At 66.5% G+C, this 18,675-nt stretch carries 17 protein-coding genes; all 17 read left to right on the forward strand.

Annotated features, from left to right (window positions below; all coding sequences use genetic code 11):
* Nucleotides 1-37: 37 nt before the first annotated feature.
* The gene (locus V4558_16215; GenBank protein ID MES2307048.1) at nucleotides 38-814 is read left to right on the forward strand and encodes a sigma-70 family RNA polymerase sigma factor; all 777 of its coding nucleotides are present in this window, start codon (nucleotides 38-40) and stop codon (nucleotides 812-814) included.
* An 88-nt stretch (nucleotides 815-902) separates the two neighbouring features.
* Nucleotides 903-1,784 (forward strand): hypothetical protein, encoded by an 882-nt coding sequence (locus V4558_16220; GenBank protein ID MES2307049.1) that lies wholly within the window; start codon nucleotides 903-905, stop codon nucleotides 1,782-1,784.
* On the forward strand, nucleotides 1,781-3,076 hold the full coding sequence (gene fahA / locus V4558_16225) for a fumarylacetoacetase (GenBank protein MES2307050.1): 1,296 nt from the start codon (nucleotides 1,781-1,783) through the stop codon (nucleotides 3,074-3,076). Before V4558_16220 ends, fahA begins: the two co-directional genes overlap by 4 nt.
* Complete coding sequence (locus V4558_16230) at nucleotides 3,073-3,591, forward strand: GNAT family N-acetyltransferase (protein ID MES2307051.1); 519 nt, start codon at nucleotides 3,073-3,075, stop codon at nucleotides 3,589-3,591. The genes fahA and V4558_16230 overlap by 4 nt, the downstream gene beginning before the upstream one ends.
* Nucleotides 3,588-4,226 carry a pyridoxamine 5'-phosphate oxidase gene (pdxH, locus tag V4558_16235; GenBank protein ID MES2307052.1) on the forward strand — a complete coding sequence of 213 codons (639 nt, stop codon included), beginning with the start codon at nucleotides 3,588-3,590 and terminating at the stop codon, nucleotides 4,224-4,226. The genes V4558_16230 and pdxH overlap by 4 nt, the downstream gene beginning before the upstream one ends.
* Nucleotides 4,227-4,239: 13 nt before the next feature.
* The gene (locus V4558_16240) at nucleotides 4,240-5,127 is read left to right on the forward strand and encodes a cation diffusion facilitator family transporter (protein MES2307053.1); all 888 of its coding nucleotides are present in this window, start codon (nucleotides 4,240-4,242) and stop codon (nucleotides 5,125-5,127) included.
* Complete coding sequence (tilS, locus tag V4558_16245) at nucleotides 5,124-6,437, forward strand: tRNA lysidine(34) synthetase TilS (protein MES2307054.1); 1,314 nt, start codon at nucleotides 5,124-5,126, stop codon at nucleotides 6,435-6,437. Before V4558_16240 ends, tilS begins: the two co-directional genes overlap by 4 nt.
* 1 nt (nucleotide 6,438) lies before the next feature.
* Complete coding sequence (hpt, locus tag V4558_16250) at nucleotides 6,439-6,972, forward strand: hypoxanthine phosphoribosyltransferase (GenBank protein MES2307055.1); 534 nt, start codon at nucleotides 6,439-6,441, stop codon at nucleotides 6,970-6,972.
* Nucleotides 6,972-8,957, forward strand: a complete 1,986-nt coding sequence (gene ftsH, locus V4558_16255) for an ATP-dependent zinc metalloprotease FtsH (GenBank protein MES2307056.1) — start codon at nucleotides 6,972-6,974, stop codon at nucleotides 8,955-8,957. The genes hpt and ftsH overlap by 1 nt, the downstream gene beginning before the upstream one ends.
* Before the next feature lie 71 nt (nucleotides 8,958-9,028).
* Nucleotides 9,029-10,126: a dihydropteroate synthase gene (gene folP / locus V4558_16260; GenBank protein ID MES2307057.1), complete on the forward strand. Its 1,098-nt coding sequence runs from the start codon at nucleotides 9,029-9,031 to the stop codon at nucleotides 10,124-10,126.
* Nucleotides 10,127-10,197: 71 nt separating this feature from the next.
* A complete protein-coding gene (locus tag V4558_16265) occupies nucleotides 10,198-12,486 on the forward strand; it encodes a DUF2723 domain-containing protein (protein ID MES2307058.1) in 2,289 nt (762 codons plus the stop codon).
* 43 nt (nucleotides 12,487-12,529) lie between these two features.
* Entirely contained in the window at nucleotides 12,530-13,213 is a 684-nt protein-coding gene (locus V4558_16270; GenBank protein MES2307059.1) for a YggS family pyridoxal phosphate-dependent enzyme, read from the forward strand.
* Complete coding sequence (gene ileS, locus V4558_16275; protein ID MES2307060.1) at nucleotides 13,210-16,431, forward strand: isoleucine--tRNA ligase; 3,222 nt, start codon at nucleotides 13,210-13,212, stop codon at nucleotides 16,429-16,431. The genes V4558_16270 and ileS overlap by 4 nt, the downstream gene beginning before the upstream one ends.
* Complete coding sequence (locus V4558_16280) at nucleotides 16,428-16,811, forward strand: TraR/DksA C4-type zinc finger protein (GenBank protein MES2307061.1); 384 nt, start codon at nucleotides 16,428-16,430, stop codon at nucleotides 16,809-16,811. Before ileS ends, V4558_16280 begins: the two co-directional genes overlap by 4 nt.
* Nucleotides 16,795-17,307 (forward strand): signal peptidase II, encoded by a 513-nt coding sequence (gene lspA / locus V4558_16285; protein MES2307062.1) that lies wholly within the window; start codon nucleotides 16,795-16,797, stop codon nucleotides 17,305-17,307. Before V4558_16280 ends, lspA begins: the two co-directional genes overlap by 17 nt.
* On the forward strand, nucleotides 17,304-18,302 hold the full coding sequence (locus V4558_16290) for an RluA family pseudouridine synthase (protein MES2307063.1): 999 nt from the start codon (nucleotides 17,304-17,306) through the stop codon (nucleotides 18,300-18,302). The genes lspA and V4558_16290 overlap by 4 nt, the downstream gene beginning before the upstream one ends.
* Entirely contained in the window at nucleotides 18,295-18,657 is a 363-nt protein-coding gene (locus tag V4558_16295) for a chemotaxis protein CheW (GenBank protein MES2307064.1), read from the forward strand. The genes V4558_16290 and V4558_16295 overlap by 8 nt, the downstream gene beginning before the upstream one ends.
* The last annotated feature ends 18 nt before the right edge of the window (nucleotides 18,658-18,675 follow it).

Below are 18,675 nucleotides of genomic sequence, written 5' to 3' on the forward strand. Positions count from 1 at the left end.
TGTGCGGCGTGGTGCATCTCTTGCGTGACTTTCGAGCATGCCACCACTCCAGCCTCGCGCACAAACTCAGACGACAACGGACGCACTCTGGCGCCGTTGGCGCGACGCCGGGGATGTCGACGCCCGGCGTGAACTGCTCGGCCGCTACCTCGGGCTGGTACATCACGCCGCCCGGGAAGTCGCTCCTCGCGTTCGAGATGCGGTCTCGCTTGAAGAGCTCGTCTCGGCCGGCTCTCTCGGACTGCTCCAGTCGATGGAAGGCTTCGACATCGACCGCGGCCTCGCCTTCTCGACGTTCGCCATGCGACGCATCCGGGGAGCGATTCTGGATGAACTCCGCGCCCGCGACCCGCTTTCGCGGACCGATCGCGCCCACGCCCGGCAGCTGGATGCCGCCTCGGCCGAGCTTGAGCAGCGGTTCGGGCGCCCCGCCACCGCCGGTGAACTCGCGCTCCACATCGGCGTCGACGACGGCACCATCCACCGCTGGCGCGAGCGCACCTCAAGCGCGGGGCCGGTCTCCCTCGAAGGGGAACCGGGTGGCCGAGTGCTCGCGGACCGGCTGGGAGACGATGGCGGCGAGCTGATGCACGGTCTGGTGGAGCTCGACGAACGCAATGGTGAGCTGCGCGCGGCACTCGACGCGCTCCCGCGTCGCGAACGTCTGGTGCTCTGCCGCTCCTACCTCGAAGAGCGCCCGCTCCGGGAAATCGCCGAGGAGCTCGGCGTGACGGAATCGCGGGTCTGCCAGCTTCGGTCGCAGGGCCTGGCCCGGCTCCGTCGCATCCCGCGACTCGAGCTCGTCAACGAATGACCCGGCGGTATTTGCCGCACGGTTGAGCCGCCGTTGATGATCCGCGCTTAGATTCCCGCCTCATCCTGTTTCGGGTTGTGGAGGGGGTATGCGCACGGTATTCCGGGGGATCGTCGACTACGCCGGCCTCTTCCCGCCCGCCAGCCTGGGAATGGCCGAGTCAATCCTCCAGTTCGAGCAATACCGTCGCTCCCCCGATCGTGCAATGCTCGGGCGGTTCGTTGTCGCGGCCAGTCGACTCGAAGAGTTTGGGGGGGAGTTCCTCCGCCTCGCGCTCACCGCCGACCCGGCCGATCCATGGCGCCTCTCCGCGGTGACGGGCGCCCTCCTCCCCACGGAAATGGATCGTGTCAACGCCTTCAAGGCGGTCTGGGATGCGCGTGGTGTCATCGTCGATGCGATCGAGCACCGGGTGGCCAATGCTGGTCAGGTGATCGTGGTGAACGAGATTGTGCCGCCAAGCTTCGTGCGCTTTCTGGAGGTCCCGGCCGAGGGTCCGTACGGCCCGTTGGTGAAGGCGATCGGAGGGATCGGCGCGTTCGGCAAGATCCGCACGGGCGGAACCTCGCCGGAGCTCTTTCCGTCGCCGGAATCGCTCACGCAGTTTCTGATCGCATGCACCGTGCAGCGAGTTCCTTTCAAGGCGACTGCCGGACTGCACCATCCGTTGCGCGGCTCATTCCCGCTCACCTACGACGCGCACTCCGAGCGATTCGTGATGTACGGTTTCGTCAATGTCCTGCTGGCCACAGCGGAACTGATGCGCGGCGGTGAGGGTGAAACCGCGCAGCAGATTCTCGAAGAGGATGAGCCGTCGGCCTTCGCGAGTTCCGCCGACGCCATCGCCTGGCGTGATTCGCGCTACTCGGGCGACGAACTCGCACGCGTCCGGCGTGAACTCTTTCTCGGCTTCGGCTCCTGTTCCTTCCGCGAGCCGGTCGACGAACTGCGCGCACTGGCGGTCGCATGAGCGAGCTTGATGTCACGCACGACGCATCACGCCGCAGCTGGGTGCCGAGTGCTGCCGGTCACGCGGAATTCCCAGTTCAGAATCTTCCGTTCGGTGTGAGTGCGACCGATGCGGCTTCCGGGCATCTGCTGGTCGCCATCGGTGATGAGGCGCTCGACCTCCCGGCGGCGCTTGCCGCGGGTTGGGGTGCGGATCTGCCAGGGCATTTGCAAGCCGCGTTACAGGCGAGCGATGTCAACCCGCTGGCGACCCTCACGCCAGTGGACTGGCGCGCAGTGCGCCGTGCACTCTCCGACGCGCTCAGCGACGAGCACTGGGCACCCAGGCTCACGCAGGCGCTTCGGCCGCAACGATCGCTCGCGATGCAGTTGCCCATGACTGTCCGCAACTACACCGACTTCTATGCGTCGATCCATCACGCCACCAATGTCGGCTCGATGTTTCGCCCCGATAGCCCGTTGCTACCCAACTACAAGTGGGTGCCGATCGGCTATCACGGCCGGGCGTCCTCGATCGTCATCGACGGCACGCCAGTACGTCGGCCCAGTGGTCAGCTCAAGGGCCCCGATGCCGAGCGTCCGGTCTTCGCCCCGAGCCGATCACTCGACTACGAACTCGAGCTGGGCCTGGTCATCGGCGGCAACAATGCCATCGGCTCCGCAGTCACCGCTGCCGATGCGGCCGCGAGACTGTTCGGAGTGGTCCTGCTGAATGACTGGTCGGCGCGCGACATCCAGTCGTGGGAGTACCAGCCGCTGGGACCCTTTCTCGCGAAGAACTTTGCCTCAACGATCTCCCCATGGATCGTCACGGTGGATGCCTTGCGTCCGTTCCGCGTGGTGATGCCCGAGCGTACCGGCAATGATCCGTCGGTGCTCGACTATCTCGTGATCCGTGACGACGCCACCTGGGCGATCACCCTCGACGTGGAACTCCGCAGCGCCGCGATGCGCGAGCGCCGGGATCCCGCGTTCCGGGTGAGCCGCGGCGAGTTCGCGGACGCGATGTACTGGACTCCCTCGCAATTGGTCGTGCACCACGGCAGCAACGGCTGCAACCTGCTGGCTGGCGACCTGCTCGGGACGGGCACGATTTCCGGACGCGTTCCGGAGTCTCGCGGGTGTCTGCTCGAACGCACCTGGCGCGGTGCCGAGCCACTGACACTTCCCGACGGCACGCAACGCCGCTTTCTCGAGGATGGCGACGAGCTCTCGCTCCACGCGCACGCCGAGCGTGCCGGAGCAGTGTCCATCGGCTTTGGCAGTTGCGGTGGTGTGGTGCTGCCCGCGTGACTGCCCGCGTGCCAGTGACGGTGAGTCATCTCGAACTTGTCGGTCCGACGGCCCTGCGACCCAGTACCGCGAGCAGTGACGGCGCCGTCTTGCGGCGGATGCAACCGCCCGAGGCGGCAGCAGTGGCCGCCTCGATGTATCGCTCGGTCGGTGGTGACTGGCATTGGCAGGACCGTTTGCCGTGGACCGCCGAAGACTGGGCCAGCGAGATCCACCGTGATGGTGTGGAGATCTGGCTGTTGTCCGACGGCGCTGCTGACGTGGGCTACTGCGAACTTGAATTGCTTGGTGATGTGGTCGAGATCAAGTATTTCGGCCTCACTGCCGCGGGGATGGGGCGCGGGCTCGGAGGCTGGCTGCTCACCCGCTCGGTTCAGCGCGCGTGGGAGCTCGGGGCCGCGCGCGTCATCCTGAATACCTGCACCCTCGACGGCCCCGCTGCCTTGCCAAACTATCTCGCGCGCGGGTTCCGGCTGGTGCGAGTGGAACACCAGCTCCGGGAGCTCCGCCAGTGAAGATCAGCGAACTCCGCCGTGACTACGCGCGTGCCGCGCTAGATGAGGTCAGCACCTCCCTCGACCCGCTCGAGCAGTTCAGCCGCTGGTTCGCTGAAGCGCGACAGGCGGATCTGCTCGAAGTGAACGCCATGACGCTCGCGACGTCCGATGCCACGGGTCGCCCGAGCGCGCGCATCGTGCTGCTGAAAGGTGTGGATGCTCGTGGCTTCCTCTTTTTCACCGATTACCGGTCGCGGAAAGGCGAGGAGCTGGCGCAGAATCCGCGCGCGGCGCTGGTGTTCCACTGGGCCGAACTCGAACGGCAGGTCCGGATCGGTGGCGCGGTGGAGCGATTGAGCGGTGAGGAATCGGCGAGCTACTTCCATAGCAGGCCCGAAGGGTCGCGCATCGGCGCCTGGGCCTCGCATCAGAGCGCGCCGCTCAAGGACCGTCGCGAACTCGAATCGAAGGTCGAGGAACTCACCGCAGCGTTCGCGAACGGCGAGATCCCGCTGCCCCCGTACTGGGGCGGCTTCCGTGTTGTGCCGGAGGAGATGGAGTTCTGGCAGGGGCGGCCGAGTCGCCTGCACGACCGAATCACCTATCAGCGGATCGGCGATGGTGACTGGGTCCGCGGACGACTCTCACCATGATGGCATCTCGGTGGTGACGCGTTCGGCGCCGAAGCTCGCCGATGGCGCCCGCCTCGCGGCCGCGGGCGTGCTCGTCAACGCGCTGCTGGCGATCGTCAAGGGCGTCGCCGGCATCCTCGGCAATTCGTACGCGCTCATCGCCGATGCGGTCGAGTCAGTCGCGGACATTGCCGGTTCGCTGGTGGTGTGGGGTTCACTCCGTCTCTCCGCGAGATCCGCAGATGACGATCACCCGTACGGCCACGGCAAGGCCGAGCCACTCGCTGCGGCCGCCGTCGGGTTGATGCTCTGTGGTGCGGCGCTCGGCATCGCGGTGAAGGCGGTCGATCAGATCCGGGATCCGCACCACGCGCCGAAGCCCTACACCCTGCTCGTGCTCATCGGGGTGATGGTTGTGAAGGAGTTGCTCGCGCGCCGGGTTTTCCGTGTCGCAAGCGACGTCGAGTCCCAGGCAGTGCACGCCGATGCCTGGCACCATCGCGCCGACGCGATCACTTCCGGCGCGGCGTTCATCGGCATCTCGGCGGCGTTGATTGGCGGCGTGGGCTACGAGTGGTGCGATGCGGCCGCGGCGATGCTTGCTTCGGCAGTGATCGGTGTCAACGCCGCGTTCATCCTGCGCCCGGCCGTACACGAACTGATGGATGGCGCCCCCGACACCTCCCTGCTGCATCGGGTGGCCGAGGCCGCCGAAACGGTCGATGGCGTCCAGATGATCGAGAAGTTGAAAGCACGCAAAGTCGGAACGCGTTACTTCGTCGATCTGCATGTCCAGGCCGATCCGGCAATGTCGCTCCACGATTCGCACATCCTCAGCGGTTGCGTCAAGACGGCAATCCGCCGGGCGGTGCCGTCGGTCGAGAACGTGCTGGTCCATATGGAGCCGTTCGAACCAGTATGACACTTGTCACGCGAGTCGGCGCGGCCCTCGATCGACTCTCGCCGCCCGGGGCGACCTGTCTGGTCGCGGTTTCGGGTGGCCCCGATTCGCTTGCGTTGCTCGACCTGCTTCACCTCTCGCATGAACAGCACGGTCGCCCTCTTGTTGTCGGTCATATCGACCACGGCATCGCCCAGGGAAGCGCCACGGTGGCCGATTCCGTCGAACGGGCCGCAGCGGAGCGTGGTATTCCGTTCCATCGCGTCCGACTCGAACTCGGGCCCTTGGCATCGGAAACCCGCGCCCGGGTGGCTCGTCGAGCTGCACTGGAGGAGATGGCAACCAATTGCGGGGCGGGCGTGGTCGTGCTCGGCCACCACGCCGACGATCAGGCCGAGACGGTGCTGCTGCGGGTACTGCGCGGCAGCGGTCCGGCCGGACTGGCAGGAATGGCGGGCCGCTCGGGTATCTGGGTCCGGCCGCTGCTTGGTGTTACCCGGCGCGAATTGACCCACCATCTCCGGCATCGAGGCTTGACCGGATGGACCGACCCCGCCAATAGCGACCCACGGCACCTCCGTTCCTGGCTTCGGGGGAGTGTCCTGCCGCTGCTGCGCGACCGGCTCCCCGACCTTGAGGCGAGGCTCCTCGAGACCGCTCGGCAAGCTGCGGCCGCCAGAGCCGGCTGGGATGACATTCCGGCGCTCCTTCCAGCGCTCGACCTCCGGGCAGATTCTGACGCGATTTCCGTTGCCGCTCCCCCCCTGTCGGACTATCGTTCAGGCGTGCGTCACGCCGTCCTGGCAGCCCTGGGGCGGCGGTTCGGCGTCCCCATCGGCCGGCGTCGTCTCGCGGCGATCGACCAGCTGCTGCAGGGAGGTCAGGGGAGCGTGTCGCTCGCTGCCCGTTTCGAGGCGGAACTGTTCGATGGGCGCCTGACGTTCAGGATTTCAGCGAGGCCGATGCGGCAAGCGGTTCAGCTGGAGGCGGGGCGCCTGATTCGCGTGGGTTCGGCCGAGTTCAAGGTGAATGAAGGAATGGCGACGCCCAGCGACCGTGGTGGCTGGAGTGCCGAGTTGGTCAGCGGGAAATATTTCGCCCGCGCGTGGCAACGAGGCGACCGGATTCGTCCCCTCAAAGGACAGGGCAGCCGCGCGGTCTCGGTCTTGCTTCGAGAAGCACGAGTACCGGCAGGGCGTCGGCCAGAATGGCCGATCGTTGCCGAAGTGGCCAGCGCGACGATCGTGTGGGTACCGGGCATCTGCCGAGCGGATGCGTGCATTCCAGAACCAGGAACCAAGGCCCTGCATGTCGACTGTGCTCTCGCCTGAAATGAAGCGCCGCGCAGGCGGCCGTGAACTGCGGATCGTCCTCGATGAGGCCACGATCGCCGATCGGGTGCGTCAGCTCGGCTCCGAAATCACGGCGGCATATCCGGATGGTGACCTGCTGGTGCTCGGGCTGCTCAAGGGAAGCTTCATCTTCCTGAGCGACCTGGTGCGACAGATCGACCGTCCGCTGCATCTGGATTTTCTGGTGGCGAGTTCATACGGCAGCGGCACGGTGTCGAGCGGCACGGTGCGCCTGCTTTACGACCCGGAGACGCCGCTCGAAGGGAAGCACATCCTCATTGTCGAGGATATCATCGACAGTGGGCGGACGATGATCCACCTGTTGAAGTTGCTTGAAGCGCGCAACCCGGCCTCGGTGGCGGTGTGCGCTCTGCTCGACAAGAATCTGTTGCCGGAGCCGATCCCCCAGATGCGCTGGGTGGGCTTCCCGGCACCGCCCGCCTTCCTGGTCGGCTACGGCCTGGATCACGCGGAAGACTTTCGCCATCTCCCGTTTATCGGTGACCTGATCTGATGCCAGACCGCAATGTGCCTCGCCCGCCGTCCAACAACCTGGGTGCCATGAGCAAGACGCTTGCTCTCTGGGCGCTCGGGGTGCTCATCGTGCTGGCGTTGTTCCAGTACATGCAGAAGCAGCGCTCGCCCAGCGAGTTCACCTACACCGAATTCTCGCGCCAGCTCGACGGCGGCAACGTCAGCGCGGTCGAGATCGTCGATGGCAAGGTGCTCAAGGGCGAGTTCCGCACGCCCGTCCTGCAGCAGACACGTCAGGTGAAGGTCTTCACCGTGCTGCTGCCGGTGGCGAATTCCTACGAGTTCATGCAGCGCCTCGAACAGGCTGGCGTGAATATCACGGCGAAAGAGGCCAAGGGCGGCCTCACGCTGCTGTTGCTGCAGGCGTTGCCGTGGGTGGTCATCATCGTGATCTGGTGGTTCCTCTTCCGGCAGATGCAGGCCGGCGGCAACCGCGCTTTCGCCTTCGGGAAGTCCAAGGCGAAGCTCCTGACCGGCGATACGCCCAAACTGACATTCGCCGATGTCGCGGGCGCCGACGAGGCGAAGGTCGAGCTGCAGGAAGTGATCGAGTTCCTCAAGGATCCGCAGAAGTTCACCCGCCTCGGCGGACGCCTCCCCAAGGGCGCCTTGCTGGTGGGGCCTCCGGGCACCGGCAAGACGCTGCTCGCGAAGGCCGTCGCCGGTGAGGCCGGGCGTCCCTTCTTCTCGATGTCGGGCTCCGACTTCGTGGAAATGTTCGTGGGTGTCGGTGCCTCGCGGGTGCGTGACCTGTTCGAGCAGGGGAAGGCGCACGCCCCGTGCATCATCTTCATCGACGAAATCGACGCAGTCGGGCGGCATCGCGGCGCAGGCCTCGGTGGCGGTCACGACGAGCGCGAGCAGACGCTCAATCAGCTGCTGGTCGAGATGGACGGCTTCGAGTCGAACGACGGCGTCATCCTGATCGCCGCGACCAACCGTCCGGACGTCCTCGATCCGGCGTTGCTGCGGCCGGGCCGGTTCGATCGGCAGATCGTGGTCGATGCACCTGATGTGAAGGGGCGCGAAGGGATCCTGCAGGTACATACCCGCAAGATTCCGCTCTCGGCCGATGTGCAGCTCGGCACCATTGCGAAGGGCACGCCGGGCATGGCAGGTGCCGATCTTGCGAACCTTGTCAACGAAGCCGCTCTCCTGGCCGCGCGGAACAACAAGTCTGCGGTCGATATGAGCGACTTCGAAAACGCCAAGGACAAGGTCATGCTTGGCGTCGAGCGACGTTCGCTGGTGCTGACCGAAGAGGAAAAGCGCCTGACCGCCTTCCACGAGGCCGGGCACGCCGTGGTCGCAATGAAGACGGCTGGGAGCGACCCGGTCCACAAGGTCACCATCATTCCGCGCGGACGAGCGCTGGGCCTTACGGCTTCGCTGCCCGAAACCGATCGCCACAACTACACCCGCGACTGGCTCATTGGCTCCCTCGCGATGTTCTTCGGCGGTCGCGCTGCCGAAGAAATTGTCTTCGGCCATGGTGCGGTCACGACGGGCGCTGGCAACGACATCGAGCGGGCGACCGCGCTGGCGCGTCGGATGGTCACCCAGTTCGGGATGAGCGATGTCATCGGGCTGATGGCTATCGGCGAGCGCGAGCAGGAGGTCTTCCTCGGCCGTGAGTTCGGCTCGCGCCGCGAGACGTCGGAGCAGACGGCGCAGATGGTCGATGGTGAAGTAAAGCGCCTGATCGACGAGGCCTATGCCACGGCGATGCGCCTGGTCACCGAGCATCGGGATCTGCTCGACCGCATTGCCCTCGCGCTGCTCGATCGCGAGACGATCGATCGCGAGGATCTCGACCTGCTCGCGCGGAACCAGCCGCTGCCGCCGCGCGCGACGCTGCCACCACCGCCACCCCCGACGACGCCGTTTGCGGCGCCGCGGAATGAATCCAGCGGCATGCGCGCTCCAATTCTGGGGGCCCCGCCGGCCGAACCCGCCGGCGCGTGATCGTTTCTCCACTCTCGGGTCGCGGCACCGCGATCCGTGACGCCCTCCTGTCCCACGGATGGGAGGGCGACGTGTGTCGGCTCACCGCCTCGGGGCTCGAGGGTGCCGCCTTCCACGTCACCGGCCTCAGCAGCGACACCATCGAAGCAATGCTGATGGTGTCCGCGCGCCTCGGCCTCGAGCTCATCACTGGCGACGACTGGATCATTCTCGCGGGGGCGCGCTCCCGACTCGGCGCCTTTGCGCGGCCATGGGTGCAGCCCGAGCCGGTGCGCGAGTTGGCGAATGCGATCGGGATGGCGATGCCCGCGGAGCCGAGTGCCGGGTGGCGCCACGCCGGCGGGGTGCAGTCGCTCGCGCACGCCGTCATCATCGGAGTGGTCAACGTCACGCCGGATTCGTTCTCGGGGGGTGGAGTGCAACTCTCTGCGGAGGATGCGCTGCGCGAGGTAGATGCTCTGCTTGCCGGCGGTGCCACGATTGTCGATGTCGGTGGGGAATCCACTCGACCCGGTGCCGTGCCGATCGATGCAGCCGAAGAGCTGGATCGCGTCATTCCGGTGATCGAGGCGATTGTCGCTCGTTTCCCGTCGCTGCCGATCTCGGTCGATACCGTGAGGAGTTCGACTGCACTCGCGGCACTCGATGTCGGCGCGGTCATCGTCAATGATGTCACCGCGGGCCGGCATGATCCGACGTTGCTCGCGGCTGTCGCTGCACGTGGAGCAGGGGTCGTGCTCTCGCATTCGCGTGGTGCGCTGGGTGATCTCGCGTCGTATCGGCATGCCGAGTACGCTGGCGACGTGACCGATGCGGTGGCTCGTGAGCTGGCTGTGGCGCAGGCGGCGGCGACGGCAGCGGGGGTTGTGCCAGAGGCCATCGTCCTCGATCCCGGGTTCGGCTTCGCGAAGACGCCGGAGCAGAACTTCCACCTCCTTGGCCAACTGGACGCGATTGTCGCCCTTGGTGCTCCGGTGCTGGTCGGGCCTTCGCGCAAGCGATTCCTGGGCGACGCCACCGGTCGTCCGATCGATGATCGTGAGCGTGCGACCGCGGCCGTCTGCGCCCTGGCGTATGACCGTGGCGCGAGACTCTTTCGACTGCACGACCCGGCGGCGTCACGAGACGCGCTCGCGATCGCGGCGGCGCTGCATCGGGGCGTCACCTGATCGAGGAGCGCCCACCATACCGCGCCGCCGGGCTCGCAGCCGCGCTGGTCCTGCTCGGCTACCTGCTGACACTGGCGCCTTCGGTCACCTTCTGGGATGCTGGCGAGTTCATCGCCGCCGCCCGGACACTCGGCATCCCGCATCCGCCCGGCACCCCACTCTTTGTCCTCATCGCCCACGTGTGGGGGGCGTTGCTTCCGTTCGGCGAATACGCCTGGCGACTCAATCTGCTGAGTGCGCTGTGCGGCGCGGTGGCGGCCGGATGCTGGTTTCTTGTGGCCGCCACGAGTCTTGAGCGGATGAATCAGGATGTTGGTGAGGCTCCCCGTCGGGTGATCGCACTGGGAGGGGGTGGGGCCGCGGCGCTCCTCACCGCGTTCACCTTCACGACCTGGCAGAACGCCGTCGAGACCGAGGTCTACAGCATCGCGATGTTGTCGATCGGGCTCGCGGCTTGGCTCGCCGTGCGCTGGCGCGCAGTTCGCCAGACCACCCACGGTGCGCGGCTGTTGTTGATGATGCTCTATCTCGGTGGCATCTCCATCGGCAATCACCTGCTCGCACTGCTGGTCGGACCGGCGCTTGTGGCGGGGCTGGTCGCAGAGGCACGGTGGCGCCCGCGCGCAACGCGAGAGGAAGCGGCGGCAGAGTGGACCCGGATTGCCGTGGTCGCAGCTGTGTGGGCCTTGCTGATCGCGTTCGGACTGGGAAGCGCGGGACTGACAGCGTTTGCCGGGGGGCTTGTGCTCGCGTCGGCGGTCTTCGCGGTGCGGACGCGACAGTGGACTTTTGTGGCCACGGCGCTGCTGATCGCCGTCGTCGGAATCACGCCTTACCTCTTCCTGCTCATTCGTGCGCGCCAGGCACCGTGGCTCAATGAGGCCGATCCATCGACATGGCACGCGCTGCTCGGCGTGATCCGCCGCGAGCAATACGCCGTCCGCACTCCGCTCGACGATCCGACCATCCTCCACGGTGCCAACAATCCTGGGCGGACGCTCACGATCTTCGGTTACCAGATGGCGAACTACGTCCAGTACTTCGACTGGCAATGGGCCAAGTCGATCGGCGTGACGATCGCTCCCTCGGTCGGTCGCCTGCTCGTTACCCTCGGGGCGTTTTCGCTTGGCCTGCGTGGCGCGCGCGCGCAGCATCGGAGTGATCGCCCGGGCTTCTGGCTGCTCTTCGTGCTGTGGCTGGTGACCGGCATCGGGCTCGTGGTCTACATGAACTTCAAGCCCGGGGCGACAGTCGGGTACGATCTCTGGCCCAACGGCAGCGATCACGAGGTGCGTGAGCGAGACTACTTCTTCGTCGCGAGCTTTGTGGCGTGGGGCGTCTGGGCCGCGATCGGTATCGCCGATCTGGTGCGATCAATCATGCCGCGAGTACGCGGTGCTGCCAGGACGGCGACAGTCGCGCTCTTTGGACTCGCCCTGGTACCGCTCGTACTCAACGCCAGGGCGGCGACGCGCCGGAGTGGGCCAGAGGCGACACTTGCGCGTGATTTCGCCCGCGCACTGCTGCAGTCGGTGCCACCGGGCGGGATTCTCTTTACCTGGGGTGACAACGACACCTTCCCGCTCTGGTATGCCCAGTCGGTCGAGGGAGTGCGGCGCGACGTCACCGTGGTCTGCCTCGCGCTGGCAGAGACGCCGTGGTACATGCGCTCGATCCGCGATGCGAAGCGTGAGCCGGTCGATCGCGCCCGACTTGCCACGGTGTGGCGAGACGCGCTGGAGCCTGCGCCTGGCGGACCGCTCCACGACCTCAGCGATGCGACCATCACGGCGTTCACGCCGCAGCGGACGGGGCAGGACCTCGAAATGCCGCTGCCGGATGGGCGCTCGATTCACATTCCAGCGGGGACCGCGATCTACGGGAAGGACTTCGTGGTCCTCGCCATTCTTCGTCAGAATGCTGGCCGGCGACCGGTGGTCTGGTCGGTCACGGCCGCAGTACAGCTCTTCGGACTCGGGCCACAGCTGATCCAGCAGGGGCTCGCGGTGGGGTTGCCGCTGGCTCGCCCCGACAGCATGGCGCTGGCCGCCGGTCCGGCTGCCGGCCCCGGCGGGGCGCCGCTCGATATCGCTACCACGCGACGGCTGATGTCTGAAAGCTGGGATTTCCAGACCCTCTTCGCGGGTGATGTCGAACGCCTCGATGCCAACATCCGAGGGATGGCGAGCACCATCGCTCTACCCTACGCGCAGGTAGGCGTCGCCCTGGCCGCCCGGGGTGACACCGCGGGGGCGATTCCCGCCCTTGAGCGCGCCGCCCGGCTGACCTCCCAGCCCGGGGTCCAGGCCGCGCTCGACCGACTCCGGAAGGGCCCGGAAACCCCGCTCGGCCGACCCTGAAGTCACCCCTTTCCGGAACCCTCCCCGGTTAGATTTACCGGCTATGTCAGAAGCGGCCCTGGCCGACCGACTGGCCGAAGTGCGGGCCATCCTCGCCGGGCGCAAAGCGGCGGGCGGGTGGCAGCACGACCCCAGGATCATCGCTGTCACCAAGACCCACGGATCCGAAGCCGTCCGGGCAGCCGCAGGGGCGGGTCTGACGATGGTGGGTGAGAACCGCGTCCAGGAAGCGCTGCCGAAGCAGGACGCCACCGCCGACATCGCCATCGAGTGGCATCTCATCGGTGGTTTGCAGCGGAACAAGGTGCGTCACGCGGTCGGTCGCTTCGCGATGATCCACTCCATTGACCGGGTCGAACTCGCGGAAGAGATCCATCGGCGCACTGATCCGACGCGCAAGCAGCCGGTGCTGGTGCAGGTCAACTGTTCCGGTGAAGCGCAGAAGGGCGGCGTCGAACCATCCGAGTTGCCATCGCTGCTCGACAGTCTGCGCCACTTCGACCGGCTGCAGGTGCAGGGCCTGATGACGATGGCCGCCTTCACCGATGATGAGCGGGTGCAGCGCGGGACCTTTGCGCTACTGAGAACCTTGCGTGACACGATGGTGAAATGGGGCCACACCCTGCCGGAACTCTCGATGGGAATGTCGGGCGACTATCCGGCAGCGGTCGAAGAGGGTGCCACCTTGCTCCGCCTCGGGACCGTGCTCTTCGGTGCCCGTGAATGACCCGAACCCGTGATGCCGTGACCGATCGCACTGCCACATCTGCTCCCGACGCGCGCCGCTGGCCGATCTGGCCCGAGGGCGGCGCCGACGCGCTCGAGCGCGAACTGCTGGCGACCTGGGACCGCGAGCAGCTCTTCGCCCAGGTGCAGGCCGCCAATGCGGAACTGCCGGGGTTCGTGTTCTACGAAGGGCCGCCGACAGCCAACGGTCGTCCCGGCATTCACCATGTCTTCGCCCGCACCATCAAGGACCTGATCTGTCGTTATCAGGCCCTGCTCGGCCATCGCGTCACCCGCATCGCGGGGTGGGATACGCACGGACTGCCGGTCGAACTCGAGGTCGAGAAGCAGCTCAAGTTCTCCGGCAAGAAAGACATCGAGGCGTTCGGAGTTGCCGAGTTCAACAAGCGCTGCCTCGAAAGCGTCTTCACGTACAAGACGGAGTGGCAGGAACTCTCGAATCGTACCGGCTACTGGCTCGACTACGACAACGCGTATGTGACGTACACGAAAGAATATGTCGAGTCGGTCTGGTGGCTCCTCAAGCGGCTGTACGAGCGCGATATGCTCTATCGCGGCCATCGGGTCCTGCCCTATTGCCCCCGTTGCGGCACGGTGCTGTCGAGCCACGAATTGGCACTGGGGTACGACGAGGTCCGGGACAAGTCGATCTACGTCACCTTCCCGCTTGATGACGACAGCCATCGTGAGCTGGTGGTCTGGACCACCACGCCGTGGACCTTGCCCAGCAACGTCGCCGTGGCCGTTCACCCGGATCTCGACTACGCCGAAGTGCAGGCACCGGCACATCCGGGCCGGATCTTCGTGCTCGCGCTGGCCCGGGTCGAGAAATCGGCCGAGTGGCTCGGCGAGGGCGTCGAGGTGATTCGCACCATCAAGGGGAGCGACCTCGCCGGGCTGCGCTATCGCCGACCGCTCGATGTGGTGCCACTGCCGAGCGACAAGGCGAGCCAGATCGTCGTGGCGGGTGATTTCGTGACTGCCGATGACGGTTCGGGCCTGGTCCATATGGCGCCGGCGTTCGGCGCCGATGACTACGCGGCGGGACAGACGCACGGCCTGGCGTTGCTGCGCCCCGTGGCAGCCGACGGAACATTCGTCGGAACCACCTGGCCCGAACTCGAAGGGAAACTGGTTACTGCGGATGAGACCAACGAACTCATCATTCGCCGGCTCAAGGAGCTCGGGCGGCATCTGCGCACCGAGCAGTACGTGCACACCTATCCGCACTGCTGGCGTTGCCGCAGCAAGCTGATCTACTACGCTCGCGATTCGTGGTTCGTGCGCACGTCGGCAGTGAAGGGACGGATGCTCGAACTCAACGCCGGCATCGCCTGGCATCCTCCCGAAGTCGGCACAGGTCGATTCGGGGAGTGGCTCGGCAATAATGTCGACTGGGCCCTCTCGCGCGATCGCTACTGGGGGACGCCGCTGCCGATCTGGGTCAGCGATCGCGATCCGTCGTACGTTGAGGTCATCGGTTCGCTCGAGGAGTTGCGCGAGAAGTCGGGATACGTCGCCACGGGCGACCTCGACGTCCACAAGCCGCTCGTCGATGAGGTCACCTGGCCGGCCCCTGGCGGCGGCACCATGCGACGTGCCCGCGAGGTGATCGATACCTGGTTCGATTCCGGAGCGATGCCGTGGGCGCAGTGGCACTATCCGTTCGAGAACAAGGAGCAGTTCGAGGCGCACTTCCCCGCCGATTACATCTGCGAAGGGGTCGACCAGACACGCGGCTGGTTCTACTCGATGCTCGCGATTGGCACCACCGCCTTCGACGCGGCGCCGTATCGCAACGTGATCGTGAACGAGCTGATCCTCGACGCGTCCGGGCAGAAGATGTCGAAGAGTCGCGGCAACGTCGTGGATCCGTGGGCGCTGGTCGCCGCGCACGGCGCGGACGCGGCGCGTCTCTACCTGCTGATGGCGTCGCAGGTGTGGCAGCCGCGGCGTTTTGACGAGCGCCAGTTGGTCGAGACGGCCGGCGGTTTCCTCAATACGCTACGCAACACCTACCAGTTCTTCGCCCTCTACGCCGGGAGCGCCGAGGGGGCGCCGCCGGTGCCCGAGCGACCGCTTGCCGATCGCTGGATCCTCGGGCAACTCGACGCGACCACGGCAGCGGTCCGTGCGGCGTTCGACGACTACGATGTCACCACCGGCGTGCGGGCGATCGTCGACTTCGTCTCCGACGACCTCTCCAACTGGTACGTGCGGCTCAATCGGGCGCGCTTCTGGGCCCCCGATCAGGACGCCGACGCCGCCGCGGTCGCGACGCTCCAGGAAGTGCTGACCACCGTGGCGGTCCTGCTTGCCCCGGCCGCGCCCTTCGTGAGCGACTGGCTCCACCGGGCACTGCAGGGGACGTCGGTGCATCTCGCGCGCTTCCCGGTCGTCCACGGACGTCACGACGCCGGTCGGCACCTCGCGATGGATGCGGTCCGTCGACTCGCTTCACTCGGCCGGGCCGCGCGGGAAACCGCATCGCTCAAGGTCAGGCAGCCGCTTGCCCGCATCAAGGTGGCGGTGCCGGCAGCCGTGCGTGGCCCGGATTTCGACGCCTTGCTGCCCTTGCTGGCGAGCGAAACCAATGTCAAGGCGATCGACGTCGTATCGTCGGACGAAGATCTGGTGCGACTCCGCGGGAAGGCGAACTTTCGCACCCTCGGCAAGCGCTTCGGGGCCGAGGTCAAGGCGGTGGTGGCGTACGTTGCCACCCTCACGCGCGAGCAGCTGCAACAGCTGGAACGCGGTGAGAGCGTGCCCGGGAACTTCGAGATCTTCCCGGAAGATGTCGTGGTGGAGCGGGAGGTCGTGACCGACTGGCCGGTGGCGAGTGAAGGAGCCTACGTCGTGGCGCTCGATCCGATGGTCACGCCGGAGCTGGCACGCGAAGGGGTGGCGCGGGAAGTCGTGAGCCGGCTGCAGCGACTCCGGAAGGACGCGGGGTTCGATGTCTCGATGCGGATCGAGGCATCGGTTACCGGCGACGACGGGGTGCTGGCGGCGGCCCGTGAGCACGCCGAATACATTGCTGGCGAAACGCTCGCTCGCGAGCTGATGGTGGGTAGTGCGCTGGTGCAGCCCGACCGGGTGGAGTCGGTCGTGATCGACGGACAGAATGCCGTGCTCGCGGTACGGCACATCGGGGACGGCCGGACCGCTTCCGGCCCAGAACGTGTGGATGAATCGTGACCAAGACTCAGCTGAAGCACCTCGAGGGACGGCTGCTCGAGGAGCGCACCCGCGTGATGAAGGAACTCGGCTACTACGACGAGGCCTTCAATTCGACGTTGCAGGGGTCGGACGGCGATCTGTCGTCGTACTCTTTCCATATGGCCGATCAGGGGACCGACGCCATGGAGCGCGAGAAGCAGTATCTCTTCGCATCGCAGGAAGGGCGCTACCTCTGGCACCTGAACGAGGCGCTTCGCCGGCTGTACAATCAGCCAGAGAAGTTCGGCAACTGCCATCAGTGCGGCACCAAGATCGATTTCGAACGACTCGATGCGCTGCCGCACGCGCGGCTCTGCATCTCTTGCAAGGAGAAGGAAGAGGATGGCAAGCGGCGCTGATCGACGGCCCCCGTTCTGGGGGCTGGTGGCAATCGTGGTCGTGCTCGACCGGATCACCAAGATCCTTGCCGAGCGCGCCCTGGGCGCTGGCGAGAGCATTTCGGTGGTGGGCGAGACGGCGCAACTCCGTCTGGTACACAACCCCGGCGCGGCATTCGGACTGAATCTCGGCGACTACTCGCGCTGGATCTTCATGGTCGTGGCGATGGTCGCGATCGTCTTTCTCTTCCGGATGTGGCGCGAGACGGCCGTGGCCGATCGCCTGCGACTCTATGCCCTCGGCTTCGTGGCGGGAGGTGCGGCAGGGAACCTGATTGATCGCTTCATCTCGCCGCGCGGCGTGGTGGATTTTATTGATGTAGGGGTCGCGGGGCTGCCGCGCTGGCCGACCTTCAATGTTGCCGACATCGCCGTCTCCTGCGGGGCCGTGGCGCTGGCGCTGTCGCTCTGGCGCGAGGACGCGCGGCGAGCAGCAGCCGTCGTACCGCCCACTTGAACCTCTGCGTCCTGGTTGAAAGTACCGAGCGGCTCGACCGCTTCCTCGCCGATCAATTGCAGATGTCGCGGACCGTCGCGGCCCGCCTGGTGGCCGACAAGGCCGTCACGGTCAACGCCGTGGTCGCGCGCGCTTCGCGGCTGATGCAGCGCGGCGATCTGGTTGAAGTCACCTTTCCGGAAAACGAAGCGCCGCGCACCTTCACGCCCAATCCGATCGGGCTCACCGTCGTCTACGAAGACGACGATCTCGCGGTTATCGATAAGCCCGCGGGGCTGGTCGTTCATCCTGCTCCCGGTCACTGGGACGACACGCTCGTCAATGCGCTTGTGGCGCGTGGCACCACGCTCGCCGGCGGCGCTGAAGGCCGGCCAGGGATCGTGCACCGACTCGACCGTGAGACGAGTGGTCTCATCATTGTGTCGAAGACCGAGCTCGCCCATCGTCGCCTCGGCGCGATGATCGCGGCACGCAAGGTGGCCCGGGTCTATGCCGCGCTCATCTGGGGCCACCTGGACGAGCCGAAGATCACCATCGATGCGCCGCTCGGGCGCTCGCCGCGCGACCGCAAGCGGATGGCGATTCTCCCCGATGGTCGCCCGGCCAAGACGGACGCTTTCGGGATTGCGCATCTCGGACCGGTCGAGGTGGTTCGCCTCGAGCTCCACACCGGTCGGACCCACCAGATACGCGTCCACCTCGAATCGATTGGTCACCCCATTGTCGGTGATCCGGTTTATGCCGGCGGTGGCTGGAAGCGCATTTCCGGGGTCGGGCGGGCCCAGGCCAGGCACCTCGATTCGCTGGCTCCCCGGCAGGCACTTCACGCCGCGCTTCTGGCGTTCCGCCATCCCATAAGCGGGGAGCCGATCCGCCTGACCTCTCCCTGGCCGGTCGATCTCTGGCCGTTGCTGGAGACGGCCGCCGGGCCAGGGGTGTTGCCGTCGCGGGAGGAAGCACTCACTGCCATCGGTTTCGAGACCCAGCATGGCTGAGGAGCTCCCGGCCGTTGCCGGACTGGTGGTCCGGGTGGCAGGGGTCCGCTGGTTCATTCCGGTCGCGGGAGTCGTGGAGGTCTTGCGGGATGCCCTGATCATCCGCGTCCCTGGTGCGGTGCCGGCCGTGCGCGGGATGGTGAACCACCGGGGCCGGATCATCACGGTGGCGGACCCGGTCCGGTCGCTCGATCTTCCGGGAGATGCGGGTGGGGCGGGGGAACTCGTCGTGGTCGAAGCGGAAGGCCGCCGCTTTGCCCTGGCCGTCGATGGTGTCGTGGAACTGAACGCCGAGCCGCGCACGGGGCTTGCAACATTGGATCTGATTCAGGTCGCCCACGCGATCTTTGCCTGACACTTGTCGCCGGAGGAC

This window comes from Gemmatimonadota bacterium (genome assembly GCA_040388535.1).
Classification (GTDB): Bacteria; Gemmatimonadota; Gemmatimonadetes; order Gemmatimonadales; family GWC2-71-9; genus Palsa-1233.